The 17,990-nt window shown below is 64.4% G+C and carries 14 protein-coding genes; 4 read left to right on the top strand and 10 right to left on the bottom strand.

What is annotated here, in order from left to right:
- Nucleotides 1–315: 315 nt before the first annotated feature.
- The 10 genes from FA94_RS32570 to FA94_RS32520 form a co-directional block, all read right to left on the bottom strand.
- The gene (locus FA94_RS32570; protein ID WP_035559421.1) at nt 316–2,631 is read right to left on the bottom strand and encodes a xanthine dehydrogenase family protein molybdopterin-binding subunit; all 2,316 of its coding nucleotides are present in this window, start codon (nt 2,629–2,631) and stop codon (nt 316–318) included.
- Nucleotides 2,631–3,617, bottom strand: a complete 987-nt coding sequence (locus tag FA94_RS32565; protein ID WP_035559418.1) for an FAD binding domain-containing protein — start codon at nt 3,615–3,617, stop codon at nt 2,631–2,633. Before FA94_RS32565 ends, FA94_RS32570 begins: the two co-directional genes overlap by 1 nt.
- Nucleotides 3,617–4,147 carry a 2Fe-2S iron-sulfur cluster-binding protein gene (locus FA94_RS32560; protein WP_051981008.1) on the bottom strand — a complete coding sequence of 177 codons (531 nt, stop codon included), beginning with the start codon at nt 4,145–4,147 and terminating at the stop codon, nt 3,617–3,619. Before FA94_RS32560 ends, FA94_RS32565 begins: the two co-directional genes overlap by 1 nt.
- A 686-nt stretch (nt 4,148–4,833) precedes the next feature.
- Nucleotides 4,834–6,126: an NRAMP family divalent metal transporter gene (locus FA94_RS32550; RefSeq protein ID WP_231585082.1), complete on the bottom strand. Its 1,293-nt coding sequence runs from the start codon at nt 6,124–6,126 to the stop codon at nt 4,834–4,836.
- A 15-nt stretch (nt 6,127–6,141) separates the two neighbouring features.
- Nucleotides 6,142–7,044, bottom strand: a complete 903-nt coding sequence (locus FA94_RS32545) for an SDR family oxidoreductase (RefSeq protein ID WP_035559412.1) — start codon at nt 7,042–7,044, stop codon at nt 6,142–6,144.
- A gap of 176 nt (nt 7,045–7,220) precedes the next feature.
- Nucleotides 7,221–8,864: a GMC family oxidoreductase gene (locus FA94_RS32540; protein WP_035559409.1), complete on the bottom strand. Its 1,644-nt coding sequence runs from the start codon at nt 8,862–8,864 to the stop codon at nt 7,221–7,223.
- The gene (locus FA94_RS32535) at nt 8,854–9,519 is read right to left on the bottom strand and encodes a gluconate 2-dehydrogenase subunit 3 family protein (RefSeq protein WP_035559406.1); all 666 of its coding nucleotides are present in this window, start codon (nt 9,517–9,519) and stop codon (nt 8,854–8,856) included. Before FA94_RS32535 ends, FA94_RS32540 begins: the two co-directional genes overlap by 11 nt.
- Nucleotides 9,516–10,517, bottom strand: coding sequence for a hypothetical protein (locus FA94_RS32530; protein WP_035559403.1), 1,002 nt, complete (start codon nt 10,515–10,517; stop codon nt 9,516–9,518). The genes FA94_RS32535 and FA94_RS32530 overlap by 4 nt, the downstream gene beginning before the upstream one ends.
- An 18-nt stretch (nt 10,518–10,535) precedes the next feature.
- Nucleotides 10,536–11,657: an enolase C-terminal domain-like protein gene (locus FA94_RS32525; protein ID WP_035559400.1), complete on the bottom strand. Its 1,122-nt coding sequence runs from the start codon at nt 11,655–11,657 to the stop codon at nt 10,536–10,538.
- A gap of 10 nt (nt 11,658–11,667) precedes the next feature.
- The gene (locus FA94_RS32520) at nt 11,668–13,500 is read right to left on the bottom strand and encodes a thiamine pyrophosphate-requiring protein (RefSeq protein WP_035559397.1); all 1,833 of its coding nucleotides are present in this window, start codon (nt 13,498–13,500) and stop codon (nt 11,668–11,670) included.
- A 305-nt stretch (nt 13,501–13,805) separates the two neighbouring features.
- Here FA94_RS32520 and coxB point away from each other — a divergent pair, with 305 nt between their 5' ends.
- From coxB to FA94_RS32500, 4 genes are read left to right on the top strand one after another with little or no spacing between them, the layout of a single operon-like run.
- Nucleotides 13,806–14,786 (top strand): cytochrome c oxidase subunit II, encoded by a 981-nt coding sequence (coxB, locus tag FA94_RS32515; RefSeq protein ID WP_051981406.1) that lies wholly within the window; start codon nt 13,806–13,808, stop codon nt 14,784–14,786.
- A gap of 41 nt (nt 14,787–14,827) precedes the next feature.
- The gene (ctaD, locus tag FA94_RS32510; protein WP_035559394.1) at nt 14,828–16,906 is read left to right on the top strand and encodes a cytochrome c oxidase subunit I; all 2,079 of its coding nucleotides are present in this window, start codon (nt 14,828–14,830) and stop codon (nt 16,904–16,906) included.
- Between the two features lies 1 nt (nt 16,907).
- On the top strand, nt 16,908–17,561 hold the full coding sequence (locus FA94_RS32505; RefSeq protein ID WP_035559390.1) for a cytochrome c oxidase subunit 3: 654 nt from the start codon (nt 16,908–16,910) through the stop codon (nt 17,559–17,561).
- Nucleotides 17,546–17,974 (top strand): hypothetical protein, encoded by a 429-nt coding sequence (locus FA94_RS32500; RefSeq protein ID WP_035559387.1) that lies wholly within the window; start codon nt 17,546–17,548, stop codon nt 17,972–17,974. The genes FA94_RS32505 and FA94_RS32500 overlap by 16 nt, the downstream gene beginning before the upstream one ends.
- The last annotated feature ends 16 nt before the right edge of the window (nt 17,975–17,990 follow it).

The following is a 17,990-nucleotide window of genomic DNA, read 5'->3' as shown; positions in this document are numbered from 1 at the left end:
GATGGTGTCCGGTACGGGCACATGACGACAGCCGGCTCGGATCACATCCCTGACCGTAAAACGACTGTATTGTTGAGATTTTCGCCAATAATAGACCGATAAGACGTTGCGACGTATCGAGCAGCTAACATTGACTTCCTGGCAGGAGCAATCCGACCGCCGCGAACCGCCTTTGTCGATAGGAGGCGCCGTCGATCGCTGGGATCACCGCGTCGACGACGACTATTATTTCGAGGCGCTTAAGCGTCAAAAGGCGTCAACGAGGGAGATTCATTTCTGCCTCGTTCACCCCGTACGGCCGCAGCGATTCCCGCTTTAGCGGATGACCTTGTCCAACGTAATGGGCAGATCGCGAATGCGCTTGCCCGTTGCGTTGAAGACCGCGTTCGCCACGGCCGCGCCCACGCCGGTAATACCGATTTCGCCCACGCCGCGTGCGCCCATCGGCGTGTGAGGATCGGCGTCATCGTTCCAGATGATGTCGATCTTCGGCACGTCCAGATGCACCGGCACGTGATAGTCGGCGAGCGACGGATTCATGATGCGGCCCGTTCTCTCGTCGAACTCGCTTTCCTCCATCAGCGCAAGGCCAAGGCCCATGATGATGCCGCCGCGAAACTGGCTGGCCGCGGTCTTGGCGTTGATGATCCGGCCGCAGTCGAACGAGCCGAGAAAGCGGCTTACGCGAATCTCGCCGGTCACGGCGTTCACCCGCACCTCGCAGAACAGCGCGCTATGGCTGTGCATGGACCAGTGTTGTAACTCGAAGGGCATCGGCGCGTCAGCCTCGACCGTCACTTCCGTTTGTCTGGCGCGGGCCAGCAAGGCGGCGTAGGTCTCGAAGCGGTTCTCGTCTGCCAGCGCACAGAGACCGCCGTCGCGGCCGCCCACTTCGTCGGGTAAAAGCCCGGAAAGGGGCGAGTTGTTGCCGGCGAACTGGAGCAGTTTTCTGACGAGCTTGTGATGAGCCGCGATCACGGCAGCGCCGATCGCGGCCGTCTGCTGCGAGCCGCCCGCCAGCACCACCCCTGGTAACGTGGAGTCGGCGTATTTGAAATCGATGGCGTCCATGCCCAGGCCGAGCCGCTCGGCAACGATCTGAGTCTGAGCGGTCGACGTGCCCATGCCCATCTCGTGCGCGGCGATGCTGACGGTGGCGCGCCCTGTATCGGTCAGCGTGATACGTGCTGCGCCGCCCGGCATCCGGTAATACGGATAGGTGCCCGTTGCGCAGCCCATGCCGACCAGCCAGTCGTCGTCGCGCCGTGCGCCCGGCGCGACGCGCGCCTGCCAGCCGAAGCGCTCGCGTCCCACCTTCCAGGCCTCGACAATGCCACGTTGAGAGAACGGCAGCCCGCTCGTCGGATCCTTGTCCGGCTCGTTCGCGATCCGCAATTCGATCGGGTCCATGCCCATGGCGTGCGCGAGTTCGTCGATGCCGGACTCCAGGCCGAACGTACCGACTGCCTCGCCGGGCGCTCGCATGAAAGTATTGGCCGTCATGTGCATCTTGACGGTCTCGACGTCGAGCAAAAAGCTGCGCGACGCGTAGGCGCTTTTTGCCGGCAGAATGAATGGTTCCGGCATGTTGTTGTGGGGCGTCATGGCGACCGTGCCGGTGTGGATCAGCGCGTCCAGCGTGCCGTCGGCCTGGGCGCCCAGCGCAACTCGCTGTTCGGTGAGCGTGCGGCCGCCCACGAGGCGGAATACCCCTTCGCGGGACAGCATGATCCGCACGGGCCGCTGTGCCAGCTTCGCTGCTGCGGCGGCCAGCACCTGGTGTTGCCACACCGTTTTCGAACCGAAGCCGCCGCCCACATACGGCGACGTGACGTGCACTTTTTTCTCGTCGATGCCGAACACGTGTGCGAGGGTCCATGCTTCGTGAGCGACTGCCTGCACGGTGTCGTGAATCCGCAGCGTGTCGCCCTGCCAGGCGAGCGTCGCCGCATGCAGTTCGATGGGATTGTGATTGTGACGCGGGGTCGTGTAGCGGGCATCGATCTTATAGGGCGCCGCAGCCAGCATGGCCTCCGCTTCGTTGATCTCAAGCTTCAACGGCTCGCCCTGGAACACGCCGGGTTCCGAGCCTTTCGCCTTGGCCGCAGTGAGCGATGTCACCGCATCGCTTTGCGCCTCATACGTGATCCCGATCAGCGATTGCGCATGGTCCGCCTGCTCCTGGGTCTCGGCCAGCACCAGCGCGACCGGCTGGCCATTCCAGTGAATCTGCTCATCCTGCATGACCGGCAGATCGTCGCCGCCCGCGGCCTTGGGCTGCGTCATGAACGCCGGCATGGGTTTCAGGCGAGGCGCGTTGCGGTAGGTCATCACCAGGACGACGCCTGGCGCGGCCTCGGCGGCGGCGGTGTCGAAGTCGACAATGCGGCCGCGCGCAATGGTCGAATACTTGAGCGCCGCGTAAGTCATGCCATCGAGCGGAAATTCGGCCGCGAAAGTCGCCAGGCCGGAAACCTTCAACGGTCCGTCGATGCGGCTCACGGAAGCGCCGATCAGGCCGTGCTTGCGGAGAATCAGCGGATCGGGCTCGCCGCCGGGGATAAAGCGGTCAGGGGCGAGGGCAATGGCCTTTTTCATCACCGCCTGCATGGCATCCTTGAGGATAGGCATCAGTGTGTCTCCTGCAGAGCGGTCAGGCGGACCAGTGTGTCGACGATCACGCGCTGCGCGAGTTCAATCTTGAAGGCGTTGTCGCGCAGACCGCGCGCGGAAGCGAGTTCGGTTTGCACCGCCGCGTGAAACGCCGCTTCGGTCGCCGGGCCGCCCTTGACGGCCGCTTCGGCCGCGCTGGCGCGCCACGGTTTGTGAGCGACGCCGCCCAGAGCGATCCGCACGTCTTTCACGACGCTGTCCTGCACTTGCAGAACCACGGCGACCGAGATCAACGCGAACGCATAGGAGGCGCGGTCGCGTACCTTGCGATAGATGGAACGACCCGTCATGGCAGGCGGCAGCGTCACCGCAGTGATCAATTCGCCGGCCTCCAGCACGGTCTCGATGTGAGGCGTTTCGCCGGGCAGCACATGAAAATCGATCAACGGAATCTCGCGTTTGCCGTTGCGACCTTCCACCGTGACCACCGCATCCAGCGCAGCCAGCGCCACGGCCATATCGGAAGGGTGGGTGGCGACACAGGCGGGCGAAGCGCCAAGAATGGCGTGCATGCGGTTGAAACCATCGACTGCATCGCAGCCCGCGCCGGGCACGCGTTTGTTGCAGTGCGCCGCGTCGTCGTAGAAGTAGCCGCAGCGCGTGCGCTGCAGCAGGTTGCCGCCCACGGTCGCCATATTGCGGATCTGCGCGGAAGCGCCGGCGAGGATCGCCTCGGACAGCATCGGATAGCGCTCCCGCACGCGCCGGTCGGCCGCCGCTGCGGTGTTCTTGACCCCGGCGCCGATTCGCAGATTGCCTTCGGCGGTCTCATCGATTGCGCACGAGAGACGCGTAACGTCGACGAGCACGATGGGATGCTCGATGGTCTCGCGCATCAGGTCGACGAGGTTGGTGCCCCCGCCCAGGTATTTGGCGCCCGGCTGGACGCCGAGCGTTAGCGCCGTCTGCGGATCGGACGCGCGTTCGTAGGTAAAGGGATTCATCAGGCGGCCTCGCGCCTGGCGGGCTCGACGCCGTCCGCGCCGAACGTGTCATGGATCGCGTCGACGATGCCGTTGTAGGCACCGCAGCGGCACAGGTTGCCGCTCATTCGTTCGCGCAATTCATCGTCCGTGAGTTCGAAACCTGCCGCGCTCACGTCCGCGCTCACATAGCTCGGCACGCCGCGCTTCAGTTCTTCGACCATGCCGAGCGCCGAGCAGATCTGGCCGGGGGTACAGTAGCCGCACTGGAAGCCGTCGTGCTCGACGAAAGCGGCTTGCAGAGGATGAAGTTTGTCTGGTCCGCCCAGCCCCTCGATGGTGGTGATTGCGCAATCCTGGTACTGCACCGCGAGCGCGAGGCAACTGTTGATGCGGGTCCCGTCCACCAGCACAGTGCAGGCGCCGCATGCTCCCTGATCACAGCCCTTTTTCGCGCCGAACAGGTGACGGTGTTCCCGCAGCAGATCGAGCAGCGATGTCCTGGGGTCGAAGTCCAGCTCGGCCTCGCAGCCGTTGATGACGAAATGCATGGTTGCACTCCCATTGAATTCGCGTTGACCTGTCGCGATGCTCCGGCATCGCCGTGACCTCAGCGCGTTGTCGCAAGCGGCGTTCCACGAGCTTGGCGTCTGTCCACCAACCGGCGATTCAGGGCGGCGGTCGCCGCCCAGCGTACGCGCAGCAGGCGCCGACTAGAAACGCGCACAAAGCGATCGCCCGAAGTGAAAGCACAAGAAATATCGTGCCCGTCCCAACCGAAACCCACGCGATGAAGGCTAATGTCTGCCGATGCAACAGCGCACTTCGGATCAAATGCTGAATTGACCCATATCGTTCCGCGGTAGGCGCCAGCCGACGTTTTGCGCAAATCTTGCGAATACCGGCCGGGGCGCCGCTGTCGGGGGGAGTGGCCATGACACTATTAGACCTTGTGGTTGGATAGGGGCGACATGCTCGATGCGATTGTGCGGCTTGCCGCCGACGATGCCGTCACCAGATCGACGATCGCCCTCATATCCTCGTCGCAACTGTTGTACCCGCGCCCGGAACTGGCCTTCGACTCTCCCCGTTGGGTAGCTGATCAGACAAGACCCTCCAGCTTGCCCTCCGCGCGGTTCGACAGGATTCAATCGCGCCTGTAACACGAGTGCCTGCGGGCGAGCGCCGCGCCGGTCTGAGCCGCTGCGTCGTTCGATAGCGCTGCGACCCGCAGCGCTCAAAAAAGCCACTTGCAGGCAAACTCGGCTGCGAGTGCCGCGCCCGCGAACAGCGTGGCCAACCAGCACAGCGCGCGCAAGGTCCAATGGGTGTTGAGATCGCCCACCGCGGAGCGTTTCATGCTTAGCAACACGAGCATCACCATCACGGGCGTAGCGGTCGAGCCGTTGAGCACGGCGCTCCAGTAGAGCGCCCGGATCGGCTCGACGTGCATGAGTGTCAGGCCGACCCCGATCGACACGCCGAGCGCCATGACAACGAGAAGTGCGCGAGCCACCGGCCGATTGTGCTGCTTGCCTGGGCGCCGGTCCCGCGCGCTGACCGCAGCATTGGCGGCCGATCCGGCGAGCGGGGGCAGAGCGAGCAGGGCGGTGCCGATGAACGCCAATCCCAGCACGTGCGATGCATATCCGCCAGCGAGCGGCCGAAGTACGCTTGCGGCGTCGTAGGCGTTGGCGAGAACGTGTCCGCTTGCGTGAAGCGTCGACGCGGCCGCGGCCATGATAAACAACCCGACCGCGTTCGACAGCACCGTTCTGATGAGAGTATCGCCGCGCACTTTTTTCAACTGCCGGTTGCTCGTGGCGCGATCCGCACCCGCTGCTCGAGGTCGATTTCCTTCAATCTGCTGCTCGGCCTGAGAGAACAGAAGATACGGGCTGATCGTCGTGCCCAGCACGGCCAGCAGCATGGTGAAGTAGTCGCCGCGCCATGTGATGTGCGGCACGAAGGCGTTGAAAGCGAGCGTCTGCCATGACGTATGGCCGATCAGCGTGACGCCGACGTAGGCGAACAGGCACGCAGCCAGCCACTTCAGAATCCGCGCATAGCGTGCGTACGGCACAAACCACTGGAGCGCGATCGACAGAACGCCGAAAGCGGCGGCGAATAGCGGAACTGAACCGTGCCACAGGAGTTGCGCGCCGACCCCCATCGCGACGACATCGGCCGCGATGTTGAACACGTTGGCGACGAGAAAGCGCGCAACCGCGAGATAGAAAAGCAGACGCGAGTAATGCTCGCGCATGTTTACCGTCAAGCCCTTACCCGTCTGCGCCGCGATTCTCGACGCGACGAGCTGGAACGCCACCATCGATGGATAGGACAGCGCGCACATCCACAGCATGTCGTAACCGAATTGCGCGCCGGCTAGCGAATACGTCACGACTCCGCTCGGGTCGTTGTCGGTTGCGGTCGAAATCAGCCCTGGGCCGACATGCATTGCCCACGAATGCGCGGGCAGTGCGTCGCGCGCATCCGTGGTCCGCGCCTGTTCGCCGACGAAGGACATGGTTCTGCGGGCGCGTCAGGTCAGGTGATTACCGCCCGTCACACCGTACACCTCGCCCGTCACGAAGCTCGACTCCTGCGACGCGAGCAGCACATAGACCGGCGCGAGTTCGGCGGGCTGTCCCGGACGCTTCATCGGTACTTCGGAGCCGAATTTCTCGACTTTCTCCTCCGGCTGGCCACCGCTCGGCTGCAGCGGCGTCCATACCGGCCCAGGCGCTACGGCATTCACGCGGACTCCTTTGCCGACGACCTGCTTCGCCAGTGCGTGGGTGAACGCGGTGATGGCCGCTTTGGTCGACGCGTAATCGAGCAGTCCGGCACTGGGCTGATAGCTCTGGATCGGCGTCGTATTGATGATCGTCGCGCCGGGCGGCAGATGCGGCAGGGCGGCTTTACATAGCCAGAACATCGCGAAGACATTGGTTCGGAAGGTCGCTTCGAACTGCCGCGTCGACAGATCGGCGATTTCGTCGACGTAAGTCTGTTTGCCCGCGACATTCACGAGAATATCGAGCCCGCCTAGCCGTTCGATCGCCTGATCCACTAATTGCGTGCAGAAGGCTTCTTCGCTTACATCGCCGGGTAGCGCGATGGCCTTGCGGCCCGCGGCCTCGACCAGCTTGACGACTTCGCGCGCGTCCGCCTCTTCGCCCGGCAGGTAGTTCAGCGCGACGTCGGCGCCTTCACGGGCGAACGCGATGGCGACCGCGCGGCCGATCCCGCTGTCCGCGCCGGTAATCAGTGCGCGCCGGCCGACCAGTCTGCCGAAGCCCTTGTAGCTGGTTTCGCCATGATCGGGCCTGGGCGTCATCTGTCGCGCGAGGCCAGGCGCGGACTGCGGTTGTCGCTCGAACGGGGGCTGGGGGTACTGTTTAGTCGGGTCTTGCATCGTGAACTGATCGCGGGTCTCTGACATTGCGGGACTCCTTGTATCGATTAGGCGAGACGTCTACCAGCGGCGCGCCCGTGGAATCAAATGATTGAGCAATGGACATTCCAGGGCAAGGCGCAACTGGGCGAAGGACGGCGACGCAGATCGCGGTCGACGGCACGTCTGCCGATGCTCACCGGCCTGCGCGACCACCTGTGCTTCTACAGTTCTCCCCGTGCAGCCAGCTCGACGATGCGCTCGGCAGTCCGGCACGCGATTGCCTGAATGGTCAGCGAGGGATTCACCCCGCCCACGGTTGGAAACACCGAGCCGTCGCAAATCCACAAATTGCGGATGTCCCAGCTGCGGCAGTCCGCGTCGACCACGCTGCGCGATGGATCGTCGCCCATGCGTGCGGTGCCGTTCAGGTGACAGGTGTCGTCGTTTTCACGCCAGATCTCGCGGCCGCCGGCCGCACCGAGTGCCTGCTCCATGAAGTTCAGTGAATGAGCGATCAACCGCTTGTCGTTGTCGCACAGCGAGTAGGTCACCCGCGCCACCGGCAGACCGTACTGATCCTTTTCGTCCGCGAGCGTGACGCGGTTGCGCTCCTGCGGCAGGGTTTCGCCGACAATCTTCAAGCCGGCCTGATGGTTGTACCTGTGCATCTCGCGCGCTAACGCGTCGCCCCACAGTCCCCGGCCGTTTTGCACGCTGGCCCAGCCGGCGGGCAGCGGTCCCTGGCTCATATAGGCGTAGCCGCCGAAGAAGTCCTTACCGGTATCGGTGTAATTCCAGTGCTCCGTGATCGCCAGCGACGGGGGGCCTTTGTACCAGCGGATTTCTTCGTCGAAGGTGCCGTAGACCGCCTGATTCGACTGCGCCATCAGGTTCTTGCCGACGAGGCCCGAACTGTTCGCGAGGCCGTCCGGGAAGCGCCCGTTTGCCGACATCAGCAGGAGGCGCGGCGTTTCGATTGCATAACCGGCGACCACGACATGTTTCGCGCGCTGGAACTGCCAGCGGCCTTCGCGCAGGTAGTCGACGCCGGTCGCGAGGCCCGCGTCGTTCGTGACGATACGGCCGACCATCGCCAGATCGCGTATTTCCGCGCCGGCACGCACCGCGCGCGGAATCCATGTGACGAGAGCGCTCTGTTTGGCGTTGGTCGCGCAGCCGGAGGTGCAGAAGCCGCGATACACACAAGGGTGCGCTTTGCCGCGTGGGGCCGAGAGTGTTGCCAACGGGGTGGCGCTCCAGTCGATCCCGAGCGCTTCGGCGCCGCGTGCGAGCACGAGCGCCGCGGCATTCAATTCGTGCGCGCGGTATGGGTAGCGAGGTCGTTTCGGTCCCCACGGATAATTCACCGGACCCGAGATCTTCAATGCGTCCTCGACCTGTGCGTAGTAGCGCCACATGTCGCGCCAGTCGAGCGGCCAGTCCGCGCCATAGCCCAGCACGCTACGCGACTTGAACCACTCGGGCCGGAAGCGCAGCGAGACCATCGCGAAGTGCACCGTACTGCCGCCGACCGCCTTGCCGCTGTTGTTGTTGCCGAGCCTGAGCGGATTCTCGCCGTCACAGAGGCGCTCGTCGGTCCAGTAGAGCTTCGCCTGATGCGTTTCGTCTGACGCGAACTCTTCCAGTGGACGCCACCATGCGCCCGCATCGAACGCAACGACCCGGAAGCCTTGCTCCGCCAGCCGGCAGGCGAGCGTGCCGCCGCCCGCGCCAGTGCCGACGATCGCGAAGTCGACCTCGTCGTCGTTCGGATATTCGCGCATCGGCACCCAGCCGCCGCGTTCGAAGACGTCGGGCGCCCGCCCGTTTTTGCCGCGTGGATGCTGCTGGGCTTCATCGAGCACGCCGGTTCTCCTTGCGAGTCGCTTCTTCGTGGCCGGGTTTCGTTTCAGCGGCCTCCCACGGGTCGCGCCGATCGAAGACCATCCTCACGTAGCCGCGCGGATTGGCCGGGCCGCCAAAGCCCATTTCGCTCCATGCATGCGGATGCGAGTAATAGGCGCTGCAGATGTCGTGCAGCAGACGTTCGGCAAAGAACAGGTCGGCGGGCATGCCGAACCATGCGTCACTTTTGAGTTCGCCCCGTTGCATCGCTTCGAGCAGTGCGATCTGGCCGGTTTTTCCGACGCTGCCGAACGGCAATTCGTGACGCGTGCGGCTCTCGGCGTCGAGCGCGGCGAGGGCAGTGCGCCAGGCCTGCTGAAGCGGAGGCAAGCGGACGTCGCGGTAACCGTCGCCGGTATTTTGGTGCAGCTTCGCGTCGAGCAGTTCGGCAAGCGGCACCACGGGCTGCGCATCGGCTTGCGGCACGATGCAGATGCACACGGCCCGCACCGCGAGCCATTCGACGGCGTTGAAAAAGCGCGGCTCGGCGGGCGTGGCCAGCCGTTGCGCGATCACGTCGCGCGTCGGGTCGTCCCATGACGGGGTCGTGCGTTTGTCGAGCACGTCGTAGCCGGGGTAACGGGTGGCGCGCGGTGTCCTGTTCGTGTCGCTCATGTTTCGGTCTCCCTCAGACGCAAGGCTGCGAGTCCGGCCAGCGCGAGCGCGGAAAAGCTCGGCGGCGCGGGCAACGGTGGACCGCTGAACAGGTTCTGGCTCCAGTTGCGCCAACCGCCCTGACGGCGCGCGATCCCGCGCGCGTGGAACCCCATGCCCACAAAACCGAGCGCCGTGGTGACGCGCAACCACAGCCGCGTCAGCCAGCGCTCGCGTGGCGAGCTCAGGGCGGCCTGCGCGAGCAGGGCGGCGGCGAGCGGCGGCACGCAGACCGGCGCGTACATCGCGCGATGTTGAAACGCGCCGCGAAAATGCAGTAGCGCGACTTCGCCCGCCGTGCCGATCAGTCCCGCGCTGACGAGTAAGCCGAGCGCACGGCCTGCCGGCATGCCGAGCAATTGCGGGTCGTGCGCCGGTTCATCGCGCAACTGTTCGGCGACGGCGCCCAGCGCGCCGGAAAGTAGCAAGGCCATCGGCGCGCCGACCGGCGCCGCATGAAACAGGTTGTTCCAGCTCCAGCCGCCGGGGCGTTTCGTGATGTTGTACAGATGGAAGCCGGTACCGGCGATACCCGCGACGGCGGCGCCCAGATAAATCGCGTGACGTACCTGATGGGCGTGCTGCTGGCTGTCGCGACCGCCATGCAGGCCGGCCAATAGCGACAGGGTGGCGCAGACTAGCGGCGTATACATCGCCGGGTTGTCGAACGAGCCGCGATAGTGCTCCATCGCGCTGTCGGCGAGCACGGAGAGCGCCAGCAGCGCGGAACTGTGATTGAAGGTGCGGGAGGTTTCGATGTGCGTTTCGACAGCCGGCGCCATGTTGGCTGCCGACCGCGTTCGTTGCGCGCGCAGGGTGTTTCCAGGTGCGCCGCGCCGTGGTTCCTTCGTTGCAATTCGTGCTGATTCGCCGTGTCCAGAGGAACGCATCGCGAACGCCGCCACCGCAGCCGCGCCGGCCACCGCGCAGATCAGCCCCGACACTCGTTGAGAAGTCATTTCAGTGGCTTCCTTTTTCTAATCGATCCGGTAGGACGCGGCGTCGCGAGCCTTGAATTCAAGGCCGCAGCCTGGACGGCTCAGATCGGGGGCGATGACGCCGCCGGCCGCCCGAGGCGCGCCGTCGAACAGCATCGACTCGATGCGCACGTGATCGTGAAACCATTCCTGATGCCGCAGGCGTGGCGCCGCGCACGCGACGTGAAGATGCAACGCGGGCGCGCAGTGCGCCGATAGCGGCACATGAAAGGCATCGCAGAGGTCGGCGGCCTGCATGAAACCGGTGACGCCGCCACAGCGACTCACGTCGGCCTGCAGGACATCGACGGAACCGGCGGCAAGCAGTTGCCGGAAATCGTCGAGCGTGTAGCCATATTCTCCAGCGGCGATTTCCATCCCCGCTGGCGCATGCTCGCGCACGAAATGCAGACCCGCCGGATCGTCCGACGAAACGGGTTCTTCGAACCACTCGACCCGTTGCTCCGCGAATCGTTGAGCCCAATGCAGAGCGGGCTGCGGTGTAAAGGCGCCATTCGCGTCGACAAAAAGCCCGGCTGTGCCGATCGCCGCGCGTGCCGTTTCCACCCGTGCCGGATCTTTCTCCGGCTCGCTGCCGATCTTGATCTTCACCCAGCGGCAACCATCGCGCTCCACCCAGCCGGCTAGTTGCTCGCGCATCTGTTTATCGCTGTAGGTGGTGAAGCCGCCGCTGCCGTAGATCGGCACCGTATCGCGCGCCGCGCCGAGCAGCCGCACGAGCGGCAGGCCGAGCAGTTTCGCCTTCAGATCCCACAGCGCGCAGTCGACCGCCGAAATAGCCGTGGCCGCCAGACCCGCGCGGCCGAGGTTGCGGACCTGACGCTGCATCTGTTGCCAGATAGCGCGAATGTCCCATGCGTCGTGCTGCAGCACGCATTCGCCGAGCGTGTCGCGAATCAGCGCGACGATGCTCGCGTCGCTATACGTGTAGCCGATGCCGGTGTGTCCCGCGGCGTCCACTTCGACGACCACCAGCGTGGTCGCATGCCAGGCGAACGTGCCGTCCGCTTCTGGCGCGTCGGTCGGAATACGGTAGGCGCTCGCGCGCAAAGCCGTCACGATGGCTTGCGACCCGCCGGTCGATGCGATGCGATCCGTCATGGCGTCACGCTCACTTGTCGTGATGACCGGGGAGCACCGCGCCAAGCACCTGCTTGGCCGTTTCGACGATCACGTTGCCTTCGTTCGGATCGCCCTTCATCAAGGTCGACGCGAACGCCTTGGCCTGGGCGAGCGTGATATGCGGCGGCAACGGCGCAATGTTCGGATCGGCCTTCACTTCGATCACGACCGGCCGGTCGGATGCCAGCGCTTCGTCCCACGCGGCACCCATCTGCGCGTCGTTGTCCACATAGATGCCTTTCAGGCCGATCAACTCCGCGAACTTGTGATACGGCACGGACGGAATATCCTGCGACGCCTCGAACTTGGGGTCGCCTTCCATCGCCCGCTGTTCCCACGTGACCTGGTTCAGGTCGCTGTTGTTGAGCACCATGCAGATCCAGCGCGGATCGGCCCAGTCTTTCCAGTACTTCGATACGGTGATCAGTTCGGCCATGTTGTTCATCTGCATGGCGCCGTCGCCGACCAGCGCGATCACCGGCCGTTCGGAGAACGCGAATTTGGCGGCGATCGCATAGGGAACGGCCGCGCCCATCGACGCCAGGCCGCCCGACAGCGAGCACATCATGCCGCGCTGAACCTTCAGGTCGCGCGCATACCAGTTCGCGCAGGAACCCGAATCGCTCGTAACGATCGCGTTAGCCGGAATGCGTTTGGACAGTTCCCAGACGGTACGCTGCGGATTCACCGCGTCTTTGCCCGCTTCGTGCGCGCGCTTGTCGAGCGTTTTCCACCAGTCCTCGGTCCAGCCTTCAATCTTCTTGCGCCACGCGCGATCCGTCTTCTGTTCGAGTAGCGGCAGCAGGGCACGCAATGTTTCAACGCTATCGCCGACGAGGTTCACTTCCATCGGATAACGCAGACTCAGCATGTCGGCCTTCAGGTCGATCTGCACGCCGCGCGCCGCGCCTTCTTTCGGCAGAAATTCCGAGTACGGAAAGCCCGAGCCGATCATCAGTAGCGTGTCGCATTCCATCATGAGCTCATAGCTCGGCTTGGTGCCGAGCAAGCCGATCGAGCCCGTCACCCACGGCAGGTCGTCGGGTAGCACGGCTTTGCCGAGCAACGCCTTGGCGACACCCGCGCCCAATTTTTCGGCGACGGCGATGACTTCGTCGGTTGCGTGCAGCGCGCCCGCGCCGACGAGGATCGCGACCTTCTTGCCGGCGTTGAGCACGTCGGCGGCCTGCTTGAGATCGTCGGGGTAGGGCATGAGGCGCGGGGCGCGATAGCCGACGCCCGAATGGAGCGTGCCGTGTTTACGGCTGGGTGCTTCGTAAGGCAGATCCTGCAGATCGTTCGGCAGGATGATGGCTGTCACCTTGCGCTCCGCTAACGCGGTGCGCACGGCACGATCGACGAGATGGCGCACCTGCGCGGGCACCGAAGCCTGTTCGACGAAGGCGCCGGCGACGTCCTTGAACAGCGAGACGAGATCGAGTTCCTGCTGGTAGTGACCGCCCAAAGCCGCCCGCGCTTGCTGACCCGCGATGGCGAGCACCGGCATGTGATCCATTCGCGCGTCGTAAAGACCCGTGATCAGATGCGACGCGCCGGGGCCCGAGGTGGCGATGCACACGCCGAGCTCGCCGGTGAACTTCGCGTGCGCGGAAGCCATGAAGGCGGCCATCTCCTCGTGGCGAACCTGGATGAACTCGATCGGCTGGATGGGATTGCCGGATTTCGATTTTTTGGCGTCGGACTGAGCCCGGTTTAGCGCGCCAAAGACGCCGTTGATGCCATCGCCCGGATAGCCATAAATGCGGCGCACACCCCAGGCATGCAGTCGCTCGATGATGAAGTCGCCGACGGTTTGAGACATGGACTACTCCTGAGAAGAAAACACGGATTCCAGTCGTTTGCCGCAAGCGTCGTTCCGCGTTCTTTCAGAAGGTAATGTTTCGGCCCTTCGCAGAGGTGAACATGCACCGCTAAACCAGGCGGCAGGCGAGGTCCATTTTTTGCTTCAGCATTGTCGATCCACGTCCCGCAAGCTCGCCTGAGTGGGACGTGCCGCTATGGCAGGCCATGCCACGGGAGCCCACAGTGTCCGCAAGCAAGACGACCGAATCACGGGATCTGCACGCCGGTCACGGACAGATTTTCTTTCTGGCGGCGCTTGCGTCGATGTTGATGCCGATGACGGTGCATGCGGAGGCGGGGGCGCCGCTCAATTACTTTCTGCATGCGGCGGGGCCGGCGGCCGGTCCCACCATGCATCTCGGCTGGGTAATGACCGCGATCGCGGTCCTGGTGACCCTCATCATTGCCGCACTGCTGGCCGGGGCGATCCTGCGCAAGCGTCCGGCGGCTCAGATGGGGACGCTCAATGCCGAAGCCGGCGGCATGCGCTGGATCTACGTCGGCACAGGTCTGTCTGCGGCGGCGCTGCTGGCGATGCTGGTCTATATCCTCGTGACGCTCGAGTCGGTGGCTTCGCCCGCCAGTCATCCGCAACTCACCATTACCGTCACCGCCTACGACTGGTGGTGGAAAGTCGATTACGCCGACGACCCCAACCCGGCCCGCAACTTCAGCACGGCGAACGAAATCCATATTCCGGTCGGCGAGCCGGTCAAGGTGCAACTGAACAGCGCGGACGTCGTGCACGCGTTCTGGGTTCCGCAACTGGCGGGGAAAACCCAGACCATCCCCGGACAAACCAACGAGCAGTGGCTTCAGGCGGATCGGGCGGGCCTTTATCGTGGGCAATGCTCGCAATTCTGCGGCGCGCAGCATGCGCATATGGCGCTGGAAGTGGTCGCGCAACCCCCGGCGGATTTCAACGCGTGGCGCGACGCGCAAGGCCAGGCGGCGGCATCCGTCGGCGATGCAGCCGCCGTGGCGGGCCAGCATCTGTTCGCCGAACGCTGCGCCGGTTGCCACACGATTCGCGGCACCGAGGCCAATGGCCTGCAAGCGCCCGATCTCACCCATCTCGGCTCGCGCCGCACGATCGCGGCGGGCACGCTCACCAACACACCGGCGCATCTGCTCGACTGGATCGAGCACGCGCAGCAGATCAAGCCTGAAGCGTTGATGCCCGATATCGCGCTGACGAGCGGCGACGCCGCCGCGCTGTCGGCCTATCTGGCGACGCTGCATTGAAACCCCGTTGAAAACCCGCTGAAATCACGGAGCACCTTTCGATGGCCGATCATCCTGCGACTGCTTCGACGCCTGGCGAATCGCCGCGCACACCGCCTTGCGCCGTGGCCGGCTTGCCGCTCACGCGGCTGCCGCAGCGTGGCCGGGTGCTGCCCGGCAGCGCGGAGGAAAAGCGCCTGCGCGAGATCTGGGAAGCGCCGCCCGGCTGGCGCGGCTGGCTCTCGACGGTCGATCATAAAACCATCGGCTTGCGCTATCTCGTCACCGCTTTCATCTTCCTGTTGATGGGCGGGGTCGAAGCGCTGCTCATGCGCATCCAGCTCGCGCGCCCCAACGCCACCGTCCTCACGCCCGAGCAATACAACCAGCTCTTCACGATGCACGGCGTGACGATGATCTTCCTGTACGCGTTGCCGGTGCTCTCCGGTTTCTCGAACTATCTGTGGCCGCTGGTGCTCGGCGCGCGCGACATGGCGTTTCCGCGCCTGAACGCGCTGTCGTACTGGCTGTTTCTGTTCGCGGGTATTTTTCTATACGCGAGTTTTCCGGCGGGACAGGCGCCGGACGCCGGCTGGTTCAATTACGCGCCGCTTTCCGGCCTCGAATACAGCACCGGGCCGAATATCGACATCTACGCGCTCGGCATGGTGCTGCTTGGCATCTCGACGACGGTCGGCTCGATGAACTTCGTCGTGACCTTGCTGCGCATGCGTGCGCCGGGCATGTCGCTCGACCGGATGCCGGTGCTGGTGTGGGGTACCTTGACCGCGTCGGGCGGCAACCTGCTGGCGGTGCCCTCGGTGAGTCTCGCGTTCTTCATGTTGTGGATGGACCGGCGCATCGGCACGCACTTCTTCGACGTGCTCAACGGCGGCCGTCCGCTGCTCTGGCAGCATCTGTTCTGGATCTTCGCGCATCCGTGGGTGTACGCGGTGGTGCTGCCGGCCATGGGCATCGTCTCCGACGCGCTGCCGGTGTTCTGCCGGCGTCCGCTGGTCGGCTACGGACCGGTGGCGCTCTCCACGGTCGCGACGATGGTGGTCGGCTTCGTCGTGTGGATTCACCATATGTTCGCGACCGGGATTCCGGCGCTCGCGCTGTCGTTTTTCGGCGCCGCCAGCATGGTGATCGCGATCCCCAGCGCGGTCGCCACCTTCGCCTGGATCGCGACGATCTGGACCGGGCGGCCGGTGTTTCGCGTGCCGTTCCTGTTCTTCGCGGGCTTCGTGCTGCTGTTCGTGATAGGCGGCGTGTCCGGTGTGATGACGGCGGCCGTGCCGCTCGACTGGCAACTCACCGATACCTATTTCGTGGTCGCGCATCTGCATTACGTGCTGCTCGGCATCAACGTGTTTCCCGTGATTGGCGGCATCTACTTCTGGTTTCCGAAATTCACCGGCAAGATGATGAGCGAACGCATCGGCAAGCTCGCGTTCTGGGTGTTGTTCGCGGGCTTCAATATCGCGTTTTTTCCGATGCATATCGCCGGTCTGCTTGGTATGCCGCGGCGCATCTACACCTATCCCGCCGACATGGGCTGGAATACGGTGAATCTCGTCACGTCGCTGGGTTCTTTCCTGTTCGCAGCGGGCGTGCTGATCTTTCTGATCGACCTGCTGGTGAGCCTGAAGAACGGCAAGCCGGCCGGCGACAATCCGTGGGACGCGCCCACGCTCGAATGGTCGGTCAGCTCACCGCCGCCGCCGTACAACTTTGCGGTGGTGCCGACGCTCGCGAGTCGTCATCCGTTGTGGGAAGGCCGGATCGACGAGCCGGGCGAGACGGTCCATGTGCACTCGCAGCTCGACGAGCCGGGCGAGACGGTCCATGTGCACTCGCAGCTCGACGAAGGCTATCTGCTCGCGCAAGGCCGCGAAGCGCTCGGCACCACCGCGCTCGATGCCAGTCCGGATGTGATCCTCAAGATGCCCGGCGATTCGTACGCGCCGTTCTGGCTCGCGGTCTTCGCCACGCTCGTGTTCGCCGGGCTCGCGCTGGCGGCGTGGATTTTTGCGGGCGCGATGCTGGCCGGCTGCGCGGCGTCGATCATCGTCTGGTTATGGCCCGAACGTCCGTTGCTCCAGCGCGAGCCGGCCTTGGTCCACGACGCGGGAGGCTGAAATGAGCGACGCCATCGATCTGAATCAGCCGTCATCCGAACCTGTGGAGCCCACGTACGAATTGCCCGTGGGCAGCGCGGGCGAGCGCTCGGGCGGATGGTGGGGGTGTCTTACGCTGATCGTCACTGAAGGTGCGCTGTTCGGCTATCTGATCTTTTCGTACCTGTATCTGGCCTCGCAAAATCCGCAGCGCTGGCCGCCTGAAGGGCTTCCGAAGCTGGGACTCGGCGTGGCGAATACCGTCATTCTTCTGTCGAGTAGCGTGTTCGTCTGGTTGTGCGAGCGGCTCGTGCGCCGCAGGCGGCTGCGCTGGGCGGTGGCGTCGATGGGGACGGGTGTCGTGCTGGGTTGCGTGTTTATCGGCATCCAGTTGCTGGAATGGCACGATCATCCGTACGGCCTGACCACACATCTCTATGGTTCGCTGTATTTCACCATCACCGGATTCCATATGGCGCACGTGCTGGTGGGAATCGTCGTGCTGTTACTCCTGCTGTTGTGGACCGCGCTCGGCTACTTCGACGAAAAACGCTGTGCGGCGTTGACGATCGGCGGGCTGTACTGGCATTTCGTCGACGTCGTGTGGCTGTTTATTTTCAGCACGCTGTATCTGACGCCTTACCTCTTTCAGGAGGGGTCATGGCCGAGGAGTTGACTCCGCGCGACGCGCCGTTTCCGCCGTTGCGATACGTGCTGCCGGGTCTGGTCCTGCCGCCGCTTGCGTGGCTACTGCAGATGGTGATGGCGGAAACGCTGGCCGCGCAGAGCTGCTATCCGTTCAACCAACCCCTGTCCGCGCCGGTTGTTCCGTGGATGCGTCCAGCGCTCGTCGTGATCAGTGCGCTGTGTTTTGTCGTGGGCGGATTGGGCAGCGTGATCGCGTGGCGCAATCTTCGGCGGATCGGAGGATCGAAACAGGGGGCTGCATTGAGCGGCGCGCGGCGAACGCGTGCTGAACTGGCGGGGTTCCTGAGCCGTGTCGCGGCAATGTGCAGCGTGTTGTTCCTGTTTGCACTGGTCGCGACCGATGTCGCGTTGGCGATTGTGTCGCCGTGCAGGTGGTGGTGACGATGCGTACGCTCCG

This window comes from Burkholderia sp. 9120, from assembly GCF_000745015.1.
Classification (GTDB): Bacteria; Pseudomonadota; Gammaproteobacteria; order Burkholderiales; family Burkholderiaceae; genus Paraburkholderia.
The sequence above is the reverse complement of the archived record's forward strand: the minus strand, read 5'-3'. Positions and strand labels throughout refer to the sequence as shown.

Excerpts from the sequence above, each read along its gene's own strand:
- FA94_RS32570 (WP_035559421.1), bottom strand. The coding sequence starts at position 2,631 with ATGCCTATCCTCAAGGATGCCATGCAGGCGGTGATGAAAAAGGCCATT.
- FA94_RS32565 (WP_035559418.1), bottom strand. The coding sequence starts at position 3,617 with ATGAATCCCTTTACCTACGAACGCGCGTCCGATCCGCAGACGGCGCTA.
- FA94_RS32560 (WP_051981008.1), bottom strand. The coding sequence starts at position 4,147 with ATGCATTTCGTCATCAACGGCTGCGAGGCCGAGCTGGACTTCGACCCC.
- FA94_RS32550 (WP_231585082.1), bottom strand. The coding sequence starts at position 6,126 with ATGTCCTTCGTCGGCGAACAGGCGCGGACCACGGATGCGCGCGACGCA.
- FA94_RS32545 (WP_035559412.1), bottom strand. The coding sequence starts at position 7,044 with ATGTCAGAGACCCGCGATCAGTTCACGATGCAAGACCCGACTAAACAG.
- FA94_RS32535 (WP_035559406.1), bottom strand. The coding sequence starts at position 9,519 with ATGAGCGACACGAACAGGACACCGCGCGCCACCCGTTACCCCGGCTAC.
- FA94_RS32530 (WP_035559403.1), bottom strand. The coding sequence starts at position 10,517 with ATGACTTCTCAACGAGTGTCGGGGCTGATCTGCGCGGTGGCCGGCGCG.
- FA94_RS32525 (WP_035559400.1), bottom strand. The coding sequence starts at position 11,657 with ATGACGGATCGCATCGCATCGACCGGCGGGTCGCAAGCCATCGTGACG.
- FA94_RS32520 (WP_035559397.1), bottom strand. The coding sequence starts at position 13,500 with ATGTCTCAAACCGTCGGCGACTTCATCATCGAGCGACTGCATGCCTGG.
- coxB (WP_051981406.1), top strand. The coding sequence starts at position 13,806 with ATGTTGATGCCGATGACGGTGCATGCGGAGGCGGGGGCGCCGCTCAAT.
- ctaD (WP_035559394.1), top strand. The coding sequence starts at position 14,828 with ATGGCCGATCATCCTGCGACTGCTTCGACGCCTGGCGAATCGCCGCGC.
- FA94_RS32505 (WP_035559390.1), top strand. The coding sequence starts at position 16,908 with ATGAGCGACGCCATCGATCTGAATCAGCCGTCATCCGAACCTGTGGAG.
- FA94_RS32500 (WP_035559387.1), top strand. The coding sequence starts at position 17,546 with ATGGCCGAGGAGTTGACTCCGCGCGACGCGCCGTTTCCGCCGTTGCGA.